At 72.1% G+C, this 15607-nt stretch carries 18 protein-coding genes; 10 read left to right on the top strand and 8 right to left on the bottom strand.

The features are described 5' to 3' along the window. The first annotated feature begins 100 nt into the window (after positions 1 to 100). Both ISU10_RS14925 and ISU10_RS14920 read left to right on the top strand, forming a co-directional pair. Positions 101 to 1189, top strand: a complete 1089-nt coding sequence (locus ISU10_RS14925; RefSeq protein WP_194697207.1) for an S-(hydroxymethyl)mycothiol dehydrogenase — start codon at positions 101 to 103, stop codon at positions 1187 to 1189. Continuing rightward, positions 1189 to 1806, top strand: coding sequence for an MBL fold metallo-hydrolase (locus ISU10_RS14920; protein ID WP_194697206.1), 618 nt, complete (start codon positions 1189 to 1191; stop codon positions 1804 to 1806). Before ISU10_RS14925 ends, ISU10_RS14920 begins: the two co-directional genes overlap by 1 nt. Positions 1807 to 1859: 53 nt before the next feature. On the opposite strand, the gene ISU10_RS14915 is transcribed toward ISU10_RS14920, so the two are convergent. Beyond that, positions 1860 to 2462: a DUF2238 domain-containing protein gene (locus tag ISU10_RS14915; RefSeq protein ID WP_370865428.1), complete on the bottom strand. Its 603-nt coding sequence runs from the start codon at positions 2460 to 2462 to the stop codon at positions 1860 to 1862. A 43-nt stretch (positions 2463 to 2505) separates the two neighbouring features. On the opposite strand from ISU10_RS14915, the gene ISU10_RS14910 reads away from it, so the two are divergent. From ISU10_RS14910 to tsaD, 4 genes are read left to right on the top strand one after another with little or no spacing between them, the layout of a single operon-like run. Next, a complete protein-coding gene (locus ISU10_RS14910) occupies positions 2506 to 3300 on the top strand; it encodes a metallophosphoesterase (protein ID WP_194697205.1) in 795 nt (264 codons plus the stop codon). A gap of 16 nt (positions 3301 to 3316) precedes the next feature. Then, positions 3317 to 3955 carry a tRNA (adenosine(37)-N6)-threonylcarbamoyltransferase complex dimerization subunit type 1 TsaB gene (gene tsaB, locus ISU10_RS14905; protein ID WP_194697204.1) on the top strand — a complete coding sequence of 213 codons (639 nt, stop codon included), beginning with the start codon at positions 3317 to 3319 and terminating at the stop codon, positions 3953 to 3955. Next, complete coding sequence (rimI, locus tag ISU10_RS14900) at positions 3952 to 4437, top strand: ribosomal protein S18-alanine N-acetyltransferase (protein WP_194697203.1); 486 nt, start codon at positions 3952 to 3954, stop codon at positions 4435 to 4437. Before tsaB ends, rimI begins: the two co-directional genes overlap by 4 nt. Positions 4438 to 4464: 27 nt before the next feature. Further along, complete coding sequence (tsaD, locus tag ISU10_RS14895; protein ID WP_194697202.1) at positions 4465 to 5526, top strand: tRNA (adenosine(37)-N6)-threonylcarbamoyltransferase complex transferase subunit TsaD; 1062 nt, start codon at positions 4465 to 4467, stop codon at positions 5524 to 5526. 269 nt (positions 5527 to 5795) lie between these two features. On the opposite strand, the gene ISU10_RS14890 is transcribed toward tsaD, so the two are convergent. From ISU10_RS14890 to ISU10_RS14880, 3 genes are all read right to left on the bottom strand, one after another. Continuing rightward, positions 5796 to 6995 carry a TolB-like translocation protein gene (locus ISU10_RS14890; protein ID WP_194697201.1) on the bottom strand — a complete coding sequence of 400 codons (1200 nt, stop codon included), beginning with the start codon at positions 6993 to 6995 and terminating at the stop codon, positions 5796 to 5798. Further along, entirely contained in the window at positions 6992 to 7582 is a 591-nt protein-coding gene (locus tag ISU10_RS14885; protein WP_370865425.1) for a SigE family RNA polymerase sigma factor, read from the bottom strand. The genes ISU10_RS14890 and ISU10_RS14885 overlap by 4 nt, the downstream gene beginning before the upstream one ends. Before the next feature lie 128 nt (positions 7583 to 7710). Beyond that, positions 7711 to 8658 (bottom strand): hypothetical protein, encoded by a 948-nt coding sequence (locus ISU10_RS14880; RefSeq protein ID WP_194697200.1) that lies wholly within the window; start codon positions 8656 to 8658, stop codon positions 7711 to 7713. On the opposite strand from ISU10_RS14880, the gene ISU10_RS14875 reads away from it, so the two are divergent. Next, on the top strand, positions 8645 to 8914 hold the full coding sequence (locus tag ISU10_RS14875) for a hypothetical protein (protein WP_194697199.1): 270 nt from the start codon (positions 8645 to 8647) through the stop codon (positions 8912 to 8914). The two genes, ISU10_RS14880 and ISU10_RS14875, sit on opposite strands and share 14 nt — an antisense overlap. Positions 8915 to 8929: 15 nt before the next feature. Here ISU10_RS14875 and ISU10_RS14870 read toward each other — a convergent pair whose 3' ends face one another. From ISU10_RS14870 to ISU10_RS14855, 4 genes are all read right to left on the bottom strand, one after another. Next, positions 8930 to 9991, bottom strand: coding sequence for a coiled-coil domain-containing protein (locus tag ISU10_RS14870; RefSeq protein WP_194697198.1), 1062 nt, complete (start codon positions 9989 to 9991; stop codon positions 8930 to 8932). After that, the gene (locus tag ISU10_RS14865) at positions 9988 to 11451 is read right to left on the bottom strand and encodes a coiled-coil domain-containing protein (protein ID WP_194697197.1); all 1464 of its coding nucleotides are present in this window, start codon (positions 11449 to 11451) and stop codon (positions 9988 to 9990) included. Before ISU10_RS14865 ends, ISU10_RS14870 begins: the two co-directional genes overlap by 4 nt. Positions 11452 to 11577: 126 nt before the next feature. Beyond that, on the bottom strand, positions 11578 to 12135 hold the full coding sequence (locus ISU10_RS14860; RefSeq protein ID WP_194697196.1) for a hypothetical protein: 558 nt from the start codon (positions 12133 to 12135) through the stop codon (positions 11578 to 11580). Beyond that, the gene (locus tag ISU10_RS14855) at positions 12132 to 12653 is read right to left on the bottom strand and encodes a superoxide dismutase family protein (RefSeq protein WP_194697195.1); all 522 of its coding nucleotides are present in this window, start codon (positions 12651 to 12653) and stop codon (positions 12132 to 12134) included. The genes ISU10_RS14860 and ISU10_RS14855 overlap by 4 nt, the downstream gene beginning before the upstream one ends. A gap of 135 nt (positions 12654 to 12788) precedes the next feature. Here ISU10_RS14855 and ISU10_RS14850 point away from each other — a divergent pair, with 135 nt between their 5' ends. Genes ISU10_RS14850 through ISU10_RS14840 form a run of 3 tightly spaced genes read left to right on the top strand, consistent with a single transcriptional unit; the run spans position 12789 to position 15598 of the window. Next, positions 12789 to 13358, top strand: coding sequence for an RNA polymerase sigma factor (locus ISU10_RS14850; protein WP_194697194.1), 570 nt, complete (start codon positions 12789 to 12791; stop codon positions 13356 to 13358). Next, positions 13351 to 13974 (top strand): hypothetical protein, encoded by a 624-nt coding sequence (locus ISU10_RS14845; protein ID WP_194697193.1) that lies wholly within the window; start codon positions 13351 to 13353, stop codon positions 13972 to 13974. The genes ISU10_RS14850 and ISU10_RS14845 overlap by 8 nt, the downstream gene beginning before the upstream one ends. 37 nt (positions 13975 to 14011) lie before the next feature. Continuing rightward, positions 14012 to 15598 (top strand): glycoside hydrolase family 3 N-terminal domain-containing protein, encoded by a 1587-nt coding sequence (locus ISU10_RS14840; RefSeq protein ID WP_194697192.1) that lies wholly within the window; start codon positions 14012 to 14014, stop codon positions 15596 to 15598. The last annotated feature ends 9 nt before the right edge of the window (positions 15599 to 15607 follow it).

Genomic DNA, 15607 nt, shown 5'->3' with positions numbered 1-15607 from the left:
CGCTGGACAGCCGTCGTACGTCGTGCGCTTGAATGCCGGTTCAGGGGTGGCGGGGCTCGAGCCCTCGCCCCTCGTACGTCAACCACCGAAGGGGAGTCACATGCCGCACCAGGTCAAGGCCGTCGTCGCCCGGAGCAAGGGCGCGCCGGTCAGCGTCGAGTCGATCAACGTCCCCGACCCCGGTCCCGGCGAGGCGCTCGTCCAGGTCCAGGCGTGCGGGGTGTGCCACACCGACCTGCACTACCGCGAGGGTGGCATCAACGACGACTACCCGTTCCTGTTGGGGCACGAGGCGTCCGGCGTGGTCGAGGCCGTCGGCGAGGGTGTGACCGGTCTGGAGCCCGGCGACTTCGTGGTGCTCAACTGGCGGGCGGTGTGCGGCAACTGCCGCGCGTGCCTGCGCGGTGAGCCGTGGTACTGCTTCTCGACGTTCAACGCGACCCAGAAGATGACGCTCGAGGACGGCACAGAGCTGTCGCCGGCGCTCGGCATCGGCGCCTTCGCGGAGAAGACGTTGGTGGCTGCCGGTCAGTGCACCAAGGTCGACCCGTCCGCTCGTCCCGCTGCCGTCGGGCTCCTCGGCTGCGGCGTGATGGCCGGCCTGGGTGCGGCCATCAACACCGGCGGCGTGACGCGCGGCAAGTCCGTCGCGGTGATCGGCTGCGGCGGCGTCGGCGTGGCCGCGATCGCCGGCTCGGTGCTCGCGGGCGCCAGCACGGTGATCGCCGTCGACATCGACGACCGCAAGCTGGAGGGAGCGCGCAAGATGGGTGCGACGCACACCGTCAACTCGACCTCGCAGGACCCGGTGACCGCGATCCAGGAGCTCACCGGCGGACACGGGGCCGACGTCGTGATCGACGCGGTCGGCCGGCCCGAGACGTGGAAGCAGGCGTTCTACGCGCGCGACCTGGCGGGCACCGTCGTTCTGGTCGGCGTGCCCACGCCCGACATGAAGATCCCCGACATCCCGCTGATCGACGTCTTCGGCCGCGGCGGTGCGCTGAAGTCCAGCTGGTACGGCGACTGCCTGCCCACCCGCGACTTCCCGCTGCTCGTCGACCTCTACCAGCAGGGGCGCCTGGACCTCGACGCGTTCGTCACCGAGGAGATCGCCCTCGACGAGGTCGAGGCGGCGTTCGAGAAGATGCACCACGGCAACGTGCTGCGGTCTGTCGTGATCTTCTGATGTTGCGCGTCGACCACGCCGTCACGAGTGGCACCTTCTCGCTCGACGGCCAGACCTTCGACGTCGACAACAACGTGTGGGTGGTGGGCGACGACGAGGAGTGCATCGTCATCGACGCCCCCCACTCGGTCGACGACATCCTCGCCGTCGTGGCGGGCCGCAAGGTCAAGGCGATCGTCTGCACCCACGCCCACGACGACCACGTCCGGTTCGCGCCCGCGCTGCGCGAGGCGGTGGTCGCGCCGATCCTGCTGCACCCGGCCGACCGGCCGCTCTGGGAGCTCACCCACCCGCAGGACGTTCATGGCTACCTCTGGGACGTCGACCTCGCCGACGAGCAGGTGATCACCGTGGGCGGGGAGGAGGTCCGGGTGTTGCACACGCCCGGCCACGCGCCGGGCGCGGTCTGCCTCTCCGTACCTTCGCTGGGCGCCGTCTTCACCGGCGACACCTTGTTCGAGGGTGGCCCTGGCGCGACCGGCCGCTCCTTCAGCGACGCCGACCTGATCGTCTCCTCGATCCGGGCGCGGCTGTTCGCGCTGCCCGACGCGACCGTCGTCCACACCGGTCACGGTCCCGACACGACCATCGGAGCCGAGCGGGCCACGCTGGGTTAGTCGCCGTCAGTGACGAACGTGCTGGTTGAACGGCCCTGAAAACAGCACGAACGTCACGGACGGCGAGGGCCCAGCCGCAGCACCAGGAAGCCGGCGACCAGCGAGCCGAGGGTGCCCAGGGCCATGTCGAACAGGGTGTCCTCGTAGGCGGTGTCGAGCTCGGTGCCGTGGCGGATGAAGGTGTACCACTCGCCGAGCTCCCACCCGAGCGCGAGCAGGCAGCCGAAGCCGGTGACCAGGGTGACGAGCACCCAGGCCGGCCGCAGCCGCGGGGCGATGACCAGCGCGATGCCCAGGCACAAGAAGACCCAGTTGACGAAGTGGTTGAAGTCGTCCCACCACGCGACGGTGTCGTAGAGGTCGAGGCTGTTGCCGGTGACGTCGACCAGGAAGGGCAGGCCGATCAGGCCGAAGGCGAGGTACGGCGCCGGCTCGTGGAGTCCACGTCGCCGCTGGACCAGCCACCACACGGCGGGCACGAACAGCATCATGACCGGGTAGGCGATGAGCCTGGCCCCGAACGCCTTGTCGGCGAACCGCTCGATCCCTGGCACGTACTCGGCCACGGCCAGCTGGGCGACCGTCAGGACCAGCACCACCACGGGGAACCACACCGAGTTCCAGAATCCGCGCACCCCGTTCTCGCGTTGTGTCACGCAGCGGACAGTAGCGGGGGAGGGGCTTCCCTAGCCTGGAATCGTGCCTACCCCTACGCCGGGTCCTCGGTCCACCACCGCCCTCGTGGTCGCCCAGATCAGCGACACGCACTTCGGTCACGACCGGGGAGAGGCAGCCACGCGCACGCGCCGGGTGCTCGATGCCATCCTCGCGATGGACCCCCGCCCCGACGTACTCGTGCACACCGGCGACGTGACCGACCACGGGTTCGCGGAGGAGTACGCCGAGGCGCTGCAGGTGCTCTCGGTCTGGGAGGGACCGCTGGCGATCTGCCCTGGCAACCACGACGTGCGAGCGCCCTATGTCGAGGCGTTCCTCGGCGGTGCCCCCGGTGCCAGCCGTGGCTGGGCCAACCGCTCGCACTCCGTGGCCGGGGCCAGGTTCTTGATGCTCGACTCCCTGGTCGACGAGGTCGACGGCCAGCGCCAGGACCACGGGGAGCTCTCCGCGGAGCAGCTGTCCTGGCTCGACGCCGAGCTCTCGTGGGACACCCGGCCCACCTTCGTCTGCCTGCACCACCCGCCCGCCGAGATCGGCGTCGGCCTGATGGACCCGATCATGCTCACCGACCCGGACGCGTTGGCCGAGGTGCTGAACCGGCACTCCCACGTGGTCGCGACCCTCGTCGGACACGCCCACACGATGGGAGCCACCACGTTCGCCGGACGGCCGCTCCTGGTCGGTGGCGGCGTCGTGTCGACCGTCCCGCTCGACCAGGAGGACCACCCGGTCGTCTGGTACGGCGCCGCTCCCAGCTTCGCCGTCCACCTCCTCCACGACGACGGCCGCCTCACCACCCATTGGCGGGCCGTCTGATCGATAGGGTCACCACGTGCTGCTCGCTTTCGACACCGCGACCCCGTTCGTGACGGTCGCCCTCCACGATGGCGAGGACGTGGTCGCCGAGCGGCGTTCGGAGCAGCGGATGAAGCACGGCGAGCAGCTCGCACCGCTGATCGACGGCCTGCTGCGCGAGGCCGGACTCGTGCGCCAGGACCTCACCGCGCTCGCGGTCGGCACCGGACCGGGGCCCTTCACCGGGCTGCGGGTCGGACTGGTGACGGCGCGCACCTTGGCGCTGGTGCTGGACATCCCGGCGTACGGCGTGTGCACGCTCGACGCGATCGCGCTCGAGGCCGCCGAGGGGCTCGGGCACAGCACCGACTTCGTGGTGGCCACCGACGCGCGGCGCAAGGAGGTCTACCTCGCGGCCTACGACGAGCAGGGCGCCCGGCTGTCCGGTCCGGTCGTCGATCGGCCGGCCGCGGTGGCGACCGAGCTGCCGGTCGCGGGGGAGGGCGCGCGGCTCTACCCCGAGCAGTTCAGCCGGCCCGTCGCGCCGGAGCTGCCCAGTGCCGGGTGGCTGGCCCGCGCCGTGGCCGAGGAGCGCGTGGAGCTGACGGACCCCGAACCGCGATATCTGCGGCGCCCCGACGCCAGCGTGCCGGCGGCGCCCAAGAAGGTCTCGTGATCGTTCGGCCCGCGACGTCCGACGACGTCGACGCGGTCGTCGAGCTGGAACTGACCTGCCTCGGTGTCGACGCGTGGTCACGTGGCCTCGTGGAGCAGGGCGTCGCTGACGCGCTGCCGACGGTGTCCTACCTGGTGGCCGAGGTCGACGGCCGGGTGGTCGCCCACGCCGTGGCCAGCGCCGCCGGCGACGACGCGGAGCTGCAACGGATCGCCGTCACGCCCGAGTGCCGTCGCGGTGGGGTGGCCTCCGCCCTGCTCGCCGAGGTCGAACGTCGCTCGGCGCTCGAGGGCGCAACCCGCCTCCTGCTCGAGGTGCGCGAGGACAACCTCGCCGCGCAGGCCTTCTACGGTGCCCGCGGGTTCGTCGAGGTCGGCCGTCGGCCGGCGTACTACCGCGACGGAGCCGCCGCGGTGGTCCTGGGGAAGGAGGTCGACCGCGGCGACACCGCTGGATCGCCACGGACGGGCGCCAGCCAGTAGGACGCGACACCCCGGCACAATGTTCGGGTGCGATCGCAAAGTGGCACCACGCAGGGCCCCCTCGTCCTCGGCATCGAGACCTCCTGCGACGAGACCGGCGTCGGCCTGGTGCGCGGCACCACGCTGCTCGCCGACGCGATCGCCAGCTCGGTCGACGAGCATGCCCGGTTCGGCGGCGTGGTGCCCGAGGTCGCCTCGCGCGCGCACCTGGAGGCGATGGTGCCCACGATCGAGCGCGCGTGCGAGACCGCGGAGGTGCGTCTGGACGACGTCGACGCGATCGCCGTGACGAGCGGCCCCGGCCTGGCCGGCGCGCTGCTGGTCGGCGTCGCGGCGGCGAAGGCGCTGGCCATCGGGCTCGGCAAGCCGATCTACGGCGTCAACCACCTGGCCGCCCATGTCGCGGTCGACCAGCTCGAGCACGGCCCGCTGCCCGAGCCGTGCCTGGCCCTGCTGGTCTCGGGCGGGCACTCGTCGTTGCTCGAGGTCGCCGACGTCACCGTAGGGGTGCAGCCGCTGGGGGCGACGATCGACGACGCCGCGGGCGAGGCCTTCGACAAGGTGGCCCGGCTGCTCGGGCTGCCGTTCCCAGGTGGTCCACACATCGACCGGCAGGCGCGGGAGGGCCAGGTCACCATCGACTTCCCGCGTGGCCTGACCTCGCGGCGCGACCTCGAGCGGCACCGCTTCGACTTCTCGTTCTCTGGTCTCAAGACCGCCGTGGCGCGCTGGGTGGAGGCGCGTCAGGCCTCGGGCGAGCCGGTGCCGGTCGCCGACGTGGCGGCGTCGTTCCAGGAGGCCGTCTGCGACGTGCTGGTCCGCAAGGCCCTCGACGCCGCCGCGGAGCGCGGCATCGAGGACCTGCTGATCGGCGGCGGCGTGGCTGCCAACTCCCGGCTGCGCGCGATGGCCGTCGAGCGGGCCGGGGCCCGCGGCGTACGCGTGCGGGTCCCGCGCCCCGGACTGTGCACCGACAACGGCGCGATGGTCGCGGCTCTGGGAGCCGAGCTGGTGGCACGGGGTCGCCAGCCGTCGGCCCTCGACCTGCCCGCCGACTCCTCGATGCCGATCACGACCGTGGTGGCCTAGCCTCGACACCCTTGGTTGAGGAAGGCGCAGCGCCTGCTCGACACCGCTGGTTGAGGAAGGCGCGCTAGCGCCTGTCTCGAAACCAGACCACGCCGACCACCCCCTATGGTTTCGAGACGGTTGCTGCGCAACCTCCTCAACCAACAACACCCACCCCCGCCGGTTGAGGAAGGCGCGCTAGCGCCTGTCTCGAAACCGGGTTTCGAGACGGGACTTCGTCCTTCCTCAACCAGCGGGAACACCGCTGGTTGAGGAAGGCGCGGGAGGACTCAGCGGGTCTCGAAGTGCCACGGCACGTCCTCGCCGCCCTTCGCCGGGGCGAGGGCGTACTCCATGGCACCGTCGACGTTCATGCGGACGATGGACCACTTGCCGTCCTGGTAGGCGCTGAAGAGCACGTGGGTCTCGTCCTCCCACACCGCACTGTTGTAGGAGGCCATGTCGTCGGCCTTCTTGATGCGGTCGGCCAGCAGCTTGCCGGTGTGGGCGTCGTAGATCGCGATCACACCTGACCCGCTGCCGGAGTGGTACGGGTCGCTGGCCAGCACGTAGTCGCCGTTGGGCGAGAACGCGTCGAGGGTGTGCTTGCAGGTCTCCCACAGAGGCGTCGAACCGGAGGAGGCCGGGTCGAGCACGGCCGAGCACGAGCCCGGCTCGGTGTCGTCGACCGAGGTGAGCCCCAGGACCAGGCCGGAGTCGCTGACGTCGTGGACCTCGATGATGGCGCGGTCGGGGTCGACCGCGGTGACGCTGCCGTCGCCGCTCATGCGGACGGACTCCTGCTGGTTGGCCTCCATGTCGTAGCGAGTGACGTAGTAGGAGCAGTCGGACGCCGTACCCTCCTGGCAGTTCGTGCCGGTCACGGCGACCACCCGCACGCCGGTCTCCCCGAAGTCGGTGGAGATCGTGTAGGGCTCGCTGCTGCCGTCTGCCCAGACCATCACGTTGCCGTCGTCGGTGCCCCAGGCGACCGCGTTGGCCACCGCGTTGCGGGCCAGCCCCGTCGAGCTCGGAAAGGGACCGAACGTCTCGCCTGCCGTCTCGACGACGACACCTCGTGAGGTGGCGCGGATGGTCGCGTCCTCGGTGCTCGCCTGGGCGAACCCCTCGGTGACCAGCGTCCAGCGCGGTTCGGCGCCGGTCGGCAGGTCGGCGACGTCGAGCGCACCAGGGTCGGCGCCCATCGTGGGACCTTCGGTCGGGGCGGGGCTGTTGGAGTCGCTCACCGTGGGTGGCGCCTGGCTCGCGGCCGGGAGGCCGTTGTCGGCCTTGATGGTGTTGGCGGCGAACATCGCGGTCGGCACGATCACCGCCACCGCGGCCAGTGCTCCCACGCCGGCCGCCAGCTGGCGACGGCGGCGGATCGAGGTGGCCTTGCCGCGGACGTCGTCGAAGGCGAGGGGTGCTGCGGACAGGTTCTCGGCGTGACGCCGCATCGTGCGGCTCAGCTCGTTGTCGAGGTCGTTCATCGGTCTTCCTCCCGCTCGAAAGAACGGTCTGCTGGGTTGAGGTGGGCGGGCGTGCGCTCACGGAGCGTGGCCAGGGCCCGGCTGGTCTGGGACTTCACGGTGCCGACGGAGACACCGAGGGTCTCTGCGGTCTCGGCCTCCGACAGCTCTTCGTAGTAGCGCAGCACCAACACGGCGCGCGCCTTCTTGGGCAGGGACTGGACCAGGTCCCACAGTGCGGCGCTGCGGCCGTCGTCGTACTGGTCGATCTGCGGTGGTGGCTCGGGCAGGTCCTCGGCGGTGTGCTCGCGCTTCTTCCAGCCGCGGCGCCACAGCGAGTTGTTCTCGTTGACCAGGATCCGGCGCAGGTAGCCGTCCATCGAGCCGTGGTCGCGCACACGGTCCCAGGACAGGTACAGCTTGGCGAACGCGGTCTGGGTGAGGTCCTCTGCGGTGTGCCGGTCGCCGCTGAGCAGGTACGCCGTCCGCAGCACGCTGGCCTGTCGCGCCTGCAGGTACGCCGAGAACTCGGCGTCGCGTGCAGCACGCTTGTCCGACGATCTGTCGGTCATCAGCGCCCCCGGTTCGGCGATGGCTGTGGCGGTCACGGGTCATCCTTCCTGTGCTCGGTTCCAAGTCCAGGACGCGACGCGGCCGCAGAGGGTTGCAATTTTCTGGCCAAGACATCGTCAACGGGCCGGGCGGGCGCGCGAGGACGGTAGTTGCCAGCGCCAGGTCAGCGCACCGGCAGCACGTAGGCCGCGCCGGAACCGGGGTCGGGGACGGGCGGGAGTGCGAACTCGACGGTGCCGTCGAGGTCGACGCGGATGACGGCGTACTCGTCGTCCTGGAAAGCCGTGACGAGCACGTGGTCCTCGTCCTCCCACGTGGTGCCGAGGATGGCCGCCTGGTCTTCGCTGTGCCACTCGGCGAGCACCTGGCCGCTGCGGTCGAGCACGGCGGCGAAGCCCTGGCCGAAGCCGTCGAGGTACGCCGGGCCGGCCAGGATGCGCCGTCCCGACGGCGAGAAGTCGAAGAGCGTGTAGTCGCACGTCTGCCACGCCGGCCGGCGTCGGCCGCCCTCGAACAGCGCCCAGCAGGACCCTTCGTCGGAGAGCGAGGTCATGCCGAGCAGACCTGCGTCGTCGGCGACGTCGCCGACGGCGACAACGCCCGGGACCGTGTCGACGATGCCGTGGGAGATCGACCACCAGGCCTGACTGGCGTCGGGGGAGTTGACGTAGGCCGCACAGCCGTTGCCGTCTTCACCCTCCTGGCAGGTCGTGCCGTCGGCGAGGATGGCCGCGAGGCTGGAGCCACCCTCGACCGTCGGCAGTGTGCCCTCGCGAGTGCCGCCCCGCTCGACGAAGTGCGGGGCCTTGTCGGCGCCCAGCCAGCCCACGATCGAGCCGTCGGGGGTCACCGCCAGCCCGCCGTCTGCGGTGTCGGCGTGCGAGGTCTCGTGCAGCCCGCCGTCCAGGACGTAGGCCACCGCCTGGTCGTCGTCGTAGACCAGGCCGACCAGCCCGTCGCCCATGGGCGCGAACTGCGCGTAGGCCCGGTCCAGCGGCCGCGCCCGGCCGTCGGCCTCGACGAGCGACCAGCCGCCGGCAGCCCCGGGGTCGTGCCGGAGGTAGGGAAGTGCCGGAGGCGCCCCCTCGGCCAGGCCCTTGAAGCTCAGCACCACGGGACCGTCCCCGACCCACCGGGTCGGCGCGGACGACGCCGACTCCGACGAGGACGACGACGAGGACGAGGACGGTGTCTGCGTCGGTGATCCGGTCGACCGCGCCGTGCTGGAGGCCGAGGTCGGGTCGGCAGCCGACGGCGACGACGCGTCGCCGCAGGCGGCCAGGAGCAGGACGGGTACGACGGTCGCGGCGGCCAGGCGAGCGGCTCCGGGCGGGTTCATGTGCCTGGGACGCCGCGTCGTCGGCTGAAAGTTGTGCGGGCCCTCAGCCCTGACGGCCCTCGTCGCCGCCGTCGGTCCGGGCATCCTCGCCGTCGGCCTGGTCGTCGGTGTGGGGGTCTACGACCTCCGCCTCGTCGGCAGCGACGGTGGCCTCGGGCGCCTGCACCTCGGCCGGCTCGTCGACCTGCTGGCCCTCCTGGCCTCCGAGCGCGACGTCCATCATCGACACCGCGGTGCCACCGGTGAGGGTGGCCAGCATCTGCCGCACGTTGGACAGCTGGGCGTTGATGCTGTCGCGGCGCTGGGTGGCGGCCGCGAGCTCGCGGTCGGAGTCGGCCCGGATCCGGGCGGCCTGGGCGCGTGCCTCGCCGACGATGCTGGCTGCCTGCTTCTCGGCTTCCTCCAGCATGCGGCGGTTCTCGCGCAGCGCCTCGTCGTTCATCTTCTCGGCGGCGGTGCGGGTGTCCTCGATGTGCGCCTCGAGCTCGGCCAGCCGCTGGCGGGCCTCCTGCATCTGGGTGGTGAAGTCCTCCTCGGCCGCCGAACGGCGCCGCGCGAGGGTGGTCTCGAAGTCGGCTGCGGCCTGGGCGGCCTTGGCGCGCTGCTGCTCGTAGATCGCCTCGGCCTCCTGGAGGCGCGCGGCCGCGTCGCGCTCGGCAGCGTCGAGGCGGTCGTCGGCCCGGCGGCGGGCGTCCTCGAGGACGCGGGCGGCCTCGGTGTCCGCGTCGCCGCGGGTCTGCTCGGCGTGCTTGTCGGCCTCGCTGCGCTGGCGGGAGACCTCGTCGGCGACCTGCTGGCGCTCGCCCTCGAGGAGGGTGCGGCCGCGCTCGAGAAGATCCTTGGCCTCGGCCTCGGCGAGACTCAGGATCTTGGCCACCCGAGAGCCCAGGTGCTCGAACGTGGCGGGCTCTGCGGGCGCGGCCTCACCTGGCGCGGCCGCTGCCTCCTCGGTGCGCTGCTGCTCGAGCATGCGGACCCGCTCGGCGAGCTGCGCCGCCTGGGCGCGGGCCTCCTCGGCCTGCTGGTGCAGCTGCTGGACCTGCTGGTCGACCTGTGCGGGCTCGTAGCCGCGAAGGACCACTCGGAACTGGGGGGCGTCGGTCATGGTTGAGCGTCCTTCTCCTCGGGGGCGGATTCGGCAAGTTCGTTGTCGGTCGGAACGGCGAGAGCCTGGATCACGCCCGAGAGTCCTTCGAGCTCGGCGGCGATCTCGTCGCGGCGCTTGGTGAGCACGCCGGCCTCGGTGCGGGCGTCCTCGAGCACCGAGCGGGCCTTGGTGCGCAGCTCGTCGGCCTCGGCGCGGGCGGCCGCCAGGTGTTCGGCGGCCTCGTGGCGGGCGCGGCGCAGCTCGTCTTGGGCTGCCTGCTGGTTGCGGACGACCTCGTCGGCGACCTGCTGTCGCAGCAGTCGGGTGCTGGCCTCGGTCTCCTCCTCGCGCCGACTCGCGCGCTCGTGGACCAGCCTGGCCTCTTCTTCGGCTGCTGCGACCATCGAGCGCGATGCGGCCTCTGCGTCGTCGCGGATGCGCGCGGCCTCGGCCTCGGCAGCCTTGACCAGGTCGGCGGCCACGGCGCTGAGCTCTTGAGCCTCGCGCTCGGCCGTCTCGAGGTCCGCGCGCACGCGGTCGGTCACCCGGTGCACGACCTTCTGCAGACGGCGTCGACTGGCCGCCACGTGGCGCCTGCCGGCAGCCTGGCCCTCGGCGCGCAGCCGCTCTGCCTCCTGCTCCGCGGTGGCGAGCAGGGCCTGCATCGTCTGCTGGGTCCAGGCCGTCTGCTCCTCCGCCAGAGCGGTCGCCTGGGCGGCCTCCGCGCGCGCGGCGCGGAGTATCTCCTCGGACGCGGTCTGGGCCTGCGCCCTGACTCTCTCGGCTTCGGTGAGCACGGAGTGGGCGTGGGTGTCGGCGTCCTTGCGCAGGGCCTCGGACTCCTGGGCCGCCTCTGCCCGCACGGCAGCGGCGTCCTCGTCGGCAGAGATCCGCAGCTCCTCGGCTGCGCGGACGGTCTCGAGCTGCTGCTGACGCATCGACACCGTGGCCATCGCCAACAGGCGCAAGGTCATCGCCCCGGTGAGCGCCGCACGATGCTCGGTCTCGCGACGTGCGCTCTCACGCAGCTGCTCGGCCTGCGAGCGTGAGGCGGCCAGCTCCTCGTCGACGACCGCGCGCTCATCGGCGATCGAGCGGCGGGCGCCCTCGATGATGCTCTCGCGCTGCGCCTCCGCAGCCTCGAGGAGCATCCGGACCTGCTCGCCGGCGTCGGCGATCGACTGGCGCGACTCGCGCGACGCGTCGGCGAGCTGGGCCTCGGCCTGGGCGCGGGCACGGCCGGCAACCTCGCGTTCGGCGACGGCCTCCTCGTGGAGCCGGCGAGCCTCGGCCTCGAGCCGCTGGGCGAGCGCGCTGGCCTCCGCCGCTTGGGCCTCGGCCTGCGCGCGCAGCTCGTCGGCGACCTGCTGGGCATGCAGCAACAGCTGCGCGGCTGCGGTCCCGTGGGCCGTGTGCCCATCGGGCTCCACGGCTGCCGAAGTGACCGGTTGTGGGTCGATCGCCTGCATTCCGTCCATCAGGTCCCTGTCTTGCCGGCCACGCCCCCCAAGGCGCCATACCTCGCCGGCTCACGTACCCGCGGAGCATACTGCGCGATCGGCCTGGGGTCCCTGTCGTCGCCGATGCGATCAGCAGGCGGGACCTCAGGTGGTCGCGGCCCGGAGCCTGACCTCGGCAGCGACCAGGTCTGGGGTGCGTCGCGTACGCCGCCAGACGAGCCCCGAGGCCAGGGCCAGACCGAGCACGAGCAGGACGTACCCACCCAGGAAGGCGACGATGTCGCCGAGCCCGAACCCGACGGTGAGGGGCGAGCTGAGGTCCTCGACCATCACCCAGGTCGCCAGTCCGACCGACGCGAGTGTCGCGAGGGACCCGACGGTCCTCGCCACCCACCCGCGTCCGCTCCACGCCAGACCACCCAGCACGAACGCCGGCGCCATCAGCATTCCGGGGCTCAAGAACAGCAGCAGGCCGGGTACGACGGCGAGCGTCCACCACCTGCTGCGACCGCCCTGGCGCGCGGCGTGGACCAGCCCGACGCCCAGACCCAGCACGGCTGACATGCCGACGATGGCCAGCGTGCCCTCCCAGCTGAACTCCGGGTCGGTGCTGATCAGGCGCATCCACACCCGCGCCAGGACGCCCCACGCCGCGCCGAGCATCACGCCGGCGGCGGCGGAGCGCAGGAGCGAGACCCTCACCACTGGACCGGGAGGCAGACCAGGCGAGGACCTGCGGCGCCGGAGGGGGCCGTCGCCTCGGCGTGGATCACGACGGCGCGGTCGCCGGGCGTCGCGACGAAGGGGACAGACGCGTCGCCCGCCCCCGTGCCGTCAGCCGTCACGGTGAAGTCGAGCCAGACCTCGGTGTGGTCGTTGACGACCGGCGGCGTGACGCCCGAGGCGTTGTAGTGCGGGCCGGCAGCCGCTCCGTCCTCGGCGACGCACGGACCGACGTGGAGGTGGGCGCCGTAGTCGTGACCGACCGCTGAGAGGTCGATCCCCTTCACCCGCAGGTGGAAGATCGCTCCCTTGCCGGTCTCGGCCATCACCAGCTGGGCGGAGGCGTCGCCGAACGGGTCGGCCGTGCTCGAGGAGAGGTCCACCAGGTCACCGCGGAAGACCCCGGCCGGCGCGGCCGTCGCGGGCGAGCTCGCGGCCACGGGGGCGAGCATGAGGGCGGCGGCAGCGGTGAGGCTCGTCGTACGTCGGATGGACATGTGGGCTCCGATCGGGAGGTTTCCTGGACACCTCGACGGACGGACGTGGACAACGATGGGGTGACCGCGCAAACCTGCAGGTATTCGCACGCGTTCTGTGTCACCCGGGGACGCGGTCTGCTCGTCTGCCAAGTGATGGAGTCCCTGTCGACGGTGGCCAACGACGTGACCAGTGAGGTGTCTGGTGAGCGTTCGGCGACCCGTTCGGAGGTCGACGCGGACGCGCTGGTGGCCGCGTTGTTCCAGCTGGAGGGCCAACGCCTCGTGGCGCTGGCACGGTTCTTCACCGACGACCGAACCGCTGCCGAGGACCTGGTGCAGGAGGCGTTCATCCGCCTGGCCCGCAACGCCTATCGCATCCGGGAGCCCGAGAAGGCGGCCGCGTACTTGCGCTCGATCGTGGTCAACCTGGCCCGCGACCACAACCGCCGCGGCCTCGTCTCGCTGCGGCACCGACCGCCGGCCGCACCGGACGAGCCGTCCGCCGAGGACACCTCCGTGCGCCAGGAGTCGCGTCGCGAGGTGGTGGCGGCGCTGCGGATGCTGCCGCACCGCCAGCGCGAGTGCCTCGCGCTGCGCTACTACCTCGAGCTTCCGGTCGACCAGATCGCCGAGCTCCTCGGGCTCTCGTCCAACTCGGTGAAGACCCACCTCAAGCGGGGCCTGCGCGGCCTCGCGGTGATCTTGGAGGACCACCATGGCTGACCTGGAAAGCAACATCGAGTCCCGGCTCCACGAGGCCCTCGGCGCGGAGGGGGATCACACCGAGCCGGCGCCGGACCTGTTCTCCCGGGTCGTCGGCAGCATCGCCGACGACCGGAGGCGCCGTACCCGCGTGCATCGGCTGGTGCTCGCCTGGGCTGCCGGCCTCGCGCTCGCGGTCGCGCTGACCGTCATGCTGACCCCGAGGGACGAGGAGGGACTGCACATGCCCTGGTGGATCCTGGAGATCGCCACGACCGCCGCGCTGGTGGCGATCGCGATCTGGCTCGGGCCCTTCATCAAGCGGTTCGGGCGCGCCTACGCAGCCGACGTCTTCCACGACAACCCGCTGACCGGCAAGAGCTACATCGTGCTGACCGACGTCGTCTACTACCTGATCTTCACCGCCTACATCCTGTTCACGGTGCGGGTCGAGGCGCCGGACTTCAGCGGGGACGTGACCGCCGGCATGGTGAGGTCAGAGCTCGTGCGGATCGGCGGCATCCTCCTGATCATCGGCGTCCTGCATGGCCTCAACATCGTGATCATGCCGGTGCTCGGCCGGCTGTTCTCGCTCAACCGGCGTCTCCCGCCTCGCTGGGAACGCGATCCGGGTTGAGGCCCGGAGCGGGTGTCTGACTGAGACACTGCTCGGCGTGCGTCCGCCCCTGACCGGCGCCCTCGTCGTCGCGCTGGTGTGTACGGCGGTCTCGTCGGCCGCCGTACCTGTTGCGCCCGCGAGCCGGGGCACCTCCGCGTCGGCTGTGGGAGCGCCTGCCGCTGACCCGACGGGCACGACGACGTGGGGGCCGACGGCTGCCGAGGTCACCCGGGCCGATCAGCTCGTCGCCGACCTGTCGTTGAACCAGCTGGCGGGCCAGGTGATCGTCGCCGGGTACCGCGGCACCGGTTCGCCGGCGGGACTGGTGCGCCGGCTCCACCTCGGTGGCGTCGTACCCGTCGCCGACAACATCGTCTCGGCCGAGCAGCTGCGGTCGGTGGTCGCGTCGGTGCAGCAAGCGGCCCGCGGCCGCGGCTACCCGGCGTTCGTGGGCATCGACCAGGAGGGTGGCCGGGTCGTCCGCGTGCACGAGGCCACGCCGTACCCGGCGTTCATGTCGACGGGAGCGGCGGGCCGGCCGGACCTGACGCGTCTGGCTGCCCGGGCGAGCGCGCGCGAGATGAGCGGGCTCGGCTTCACCGCGGTGCTGGCGCCGGACGCCGACGTCACCCGGGGTCCGCGCGACCCGGTCATCGGCACGCGGTCGGCCTCGGAGTTCCCCGCGCAAGCGGCCGAGCAGGTCGTGGCTGCCCAAGACGGCGTCGCCTCGGCAGGGCTGATCGCCACGCTCAAGCACTTTCCCGGGCACGGCTCGGCGACGGTTGACAGCCACCTGGCCCTCCCCGAGCTCGACGCCTCGCTCGAGCAGCTGCGGGCCCGCGACCTCGTGCCGTTCCAGGCCGGCATCGAGGCGGGCGCCACGGCGGTCATGGTCGGTCACCTCGACGTGCGTGCGGTCGACCCCGGCGTGCCGGCGTCCCTGTCGCGCAAGGTCGTCGACGGCCTGCTCCGTGGCGAGCTCGGCTTCGAAGGCCTGGTGTTGACCGACGCGCTGTCGATGAGGGCCGTCTCGCGGCACTACGGCCCGGCCCAGGCCGCCGTCAGGGCGCTGCGGGCCGGGGTCGACGTCGTGCTGATGCCCGCGGACCCCGAGAAGGCCCGCGACGGCATCGTTGCCGCTGTCCGCCAGGGGCGGTTGCCGCGATCGCGCGTCGAGGAGGCTGCGGCACGCATGGTCGCGCTGCTGCTCCACGTGCGGCATGCAGGCGTCGCGCCGCTGGACCTGGGCACCTCGGCGTGGGTCTCGGCGAAGCTCTCGCAGGCTGCTTTGACGTCGGTGTCGGGACCTTGCCAGGGACGTCTCGTCACGAGTCGGGTGCGCCTGCGAGGACCGGCGGCGGCGGTGGCGGCCTTCGAGGCTGCGGCTCGGCGACAGGGGTTGGCCATCGGTGACCGAGGAACCAAGGTCGCCTTGGTGACCGACCGTCCGGCACGCGCGGGTGTGGTCGTCGCGCTGGACCGTCCGGAGGTGCTGGCGCGCAGCCAGGCCCGGGTCCGGGTTGCGACGTACGGCGAGACGCCGGGTGCCATGAACGCCCTGGTGGCCTACCTCGTGGGGTCCGGCCCGGCCCCCGGCAGGCTGCCTACGAGGACCCTGTCGTTACCGCGCTCGGGGTGCTGAAGCGAGGGT

It is taken from the genome of Nocardioides agariphilus (genome assembly GCF_015352445.1).
Classification (GTDB): domain Bacteria; phylum Actinomycetota; class Actinomycetes; order Propionibacteriales; family Nocardioidaceae; genus Nocardioides; species Nocardioides agariphilus.
This window is presented reverse-complemented; position numbering and strand designations above follow the sequence as displayed.

Bases quoted from the DNA above. Each gene is read 5' to 3' on its own strand.
- ISU10_RS14925 (WP_194697207.1), top strand. From the start codon at position 101: ATGCCGCACCAGGTCAAGGCCGTCGTCGCCCGGAGCAAGGGCGCGCCG.
- ISU10_RS14920 (WP_194697206.1), top strand. From the start codon at position 1,189: ATGTTGCGCGTCGACCACGCCGTCACGAGTGGCACCTTCTCGCTCGAC.
- ISU10_RS14890 (WP_194697201.1), bottom strand. From the start codon at position 6,995: ATGAACGACCTCGACAACGAGCTGAGCCGCACGATGCGGCGTCACGCC.
- ISU10_RS14870 (WP_194697198.1), bottom strand. From the start codon at position 9,991: ATGACCGACGCCCCCCAGTTCCGAGTGGTCCTTCGCGGCTACGAGCCC.
- ISU10_RS14865 (WP_194697197.1), bottom strand. From the start codon at position 11,451: ATGGACGGAATGCAGGCGATCGACCCACAACCGGTCACTTCGGCAGCC.
- ISU10_RS14855 (WP_194697195.1), bottom strand. From the start codon at position 12,653: ATGTCCATCCGACGTACGACGAGCCTCACCGCTGCCGCCGCCCTCATG.
- ISU10_RS14850 (WP_194697194.1), top strand. From the start codon at position 12,789: ATGGAGTCCCTGTCGACGGTGGCCAACGACGTGACCAGTGAGGTGTCT.
- ISU10_RS14845 (WP_194697193.1), top strand. From the start codon at position 13,351: ATGGCTGACCTGGAAAGCAACATCGAGTCCCGGCTCCACGAGGCCCTC.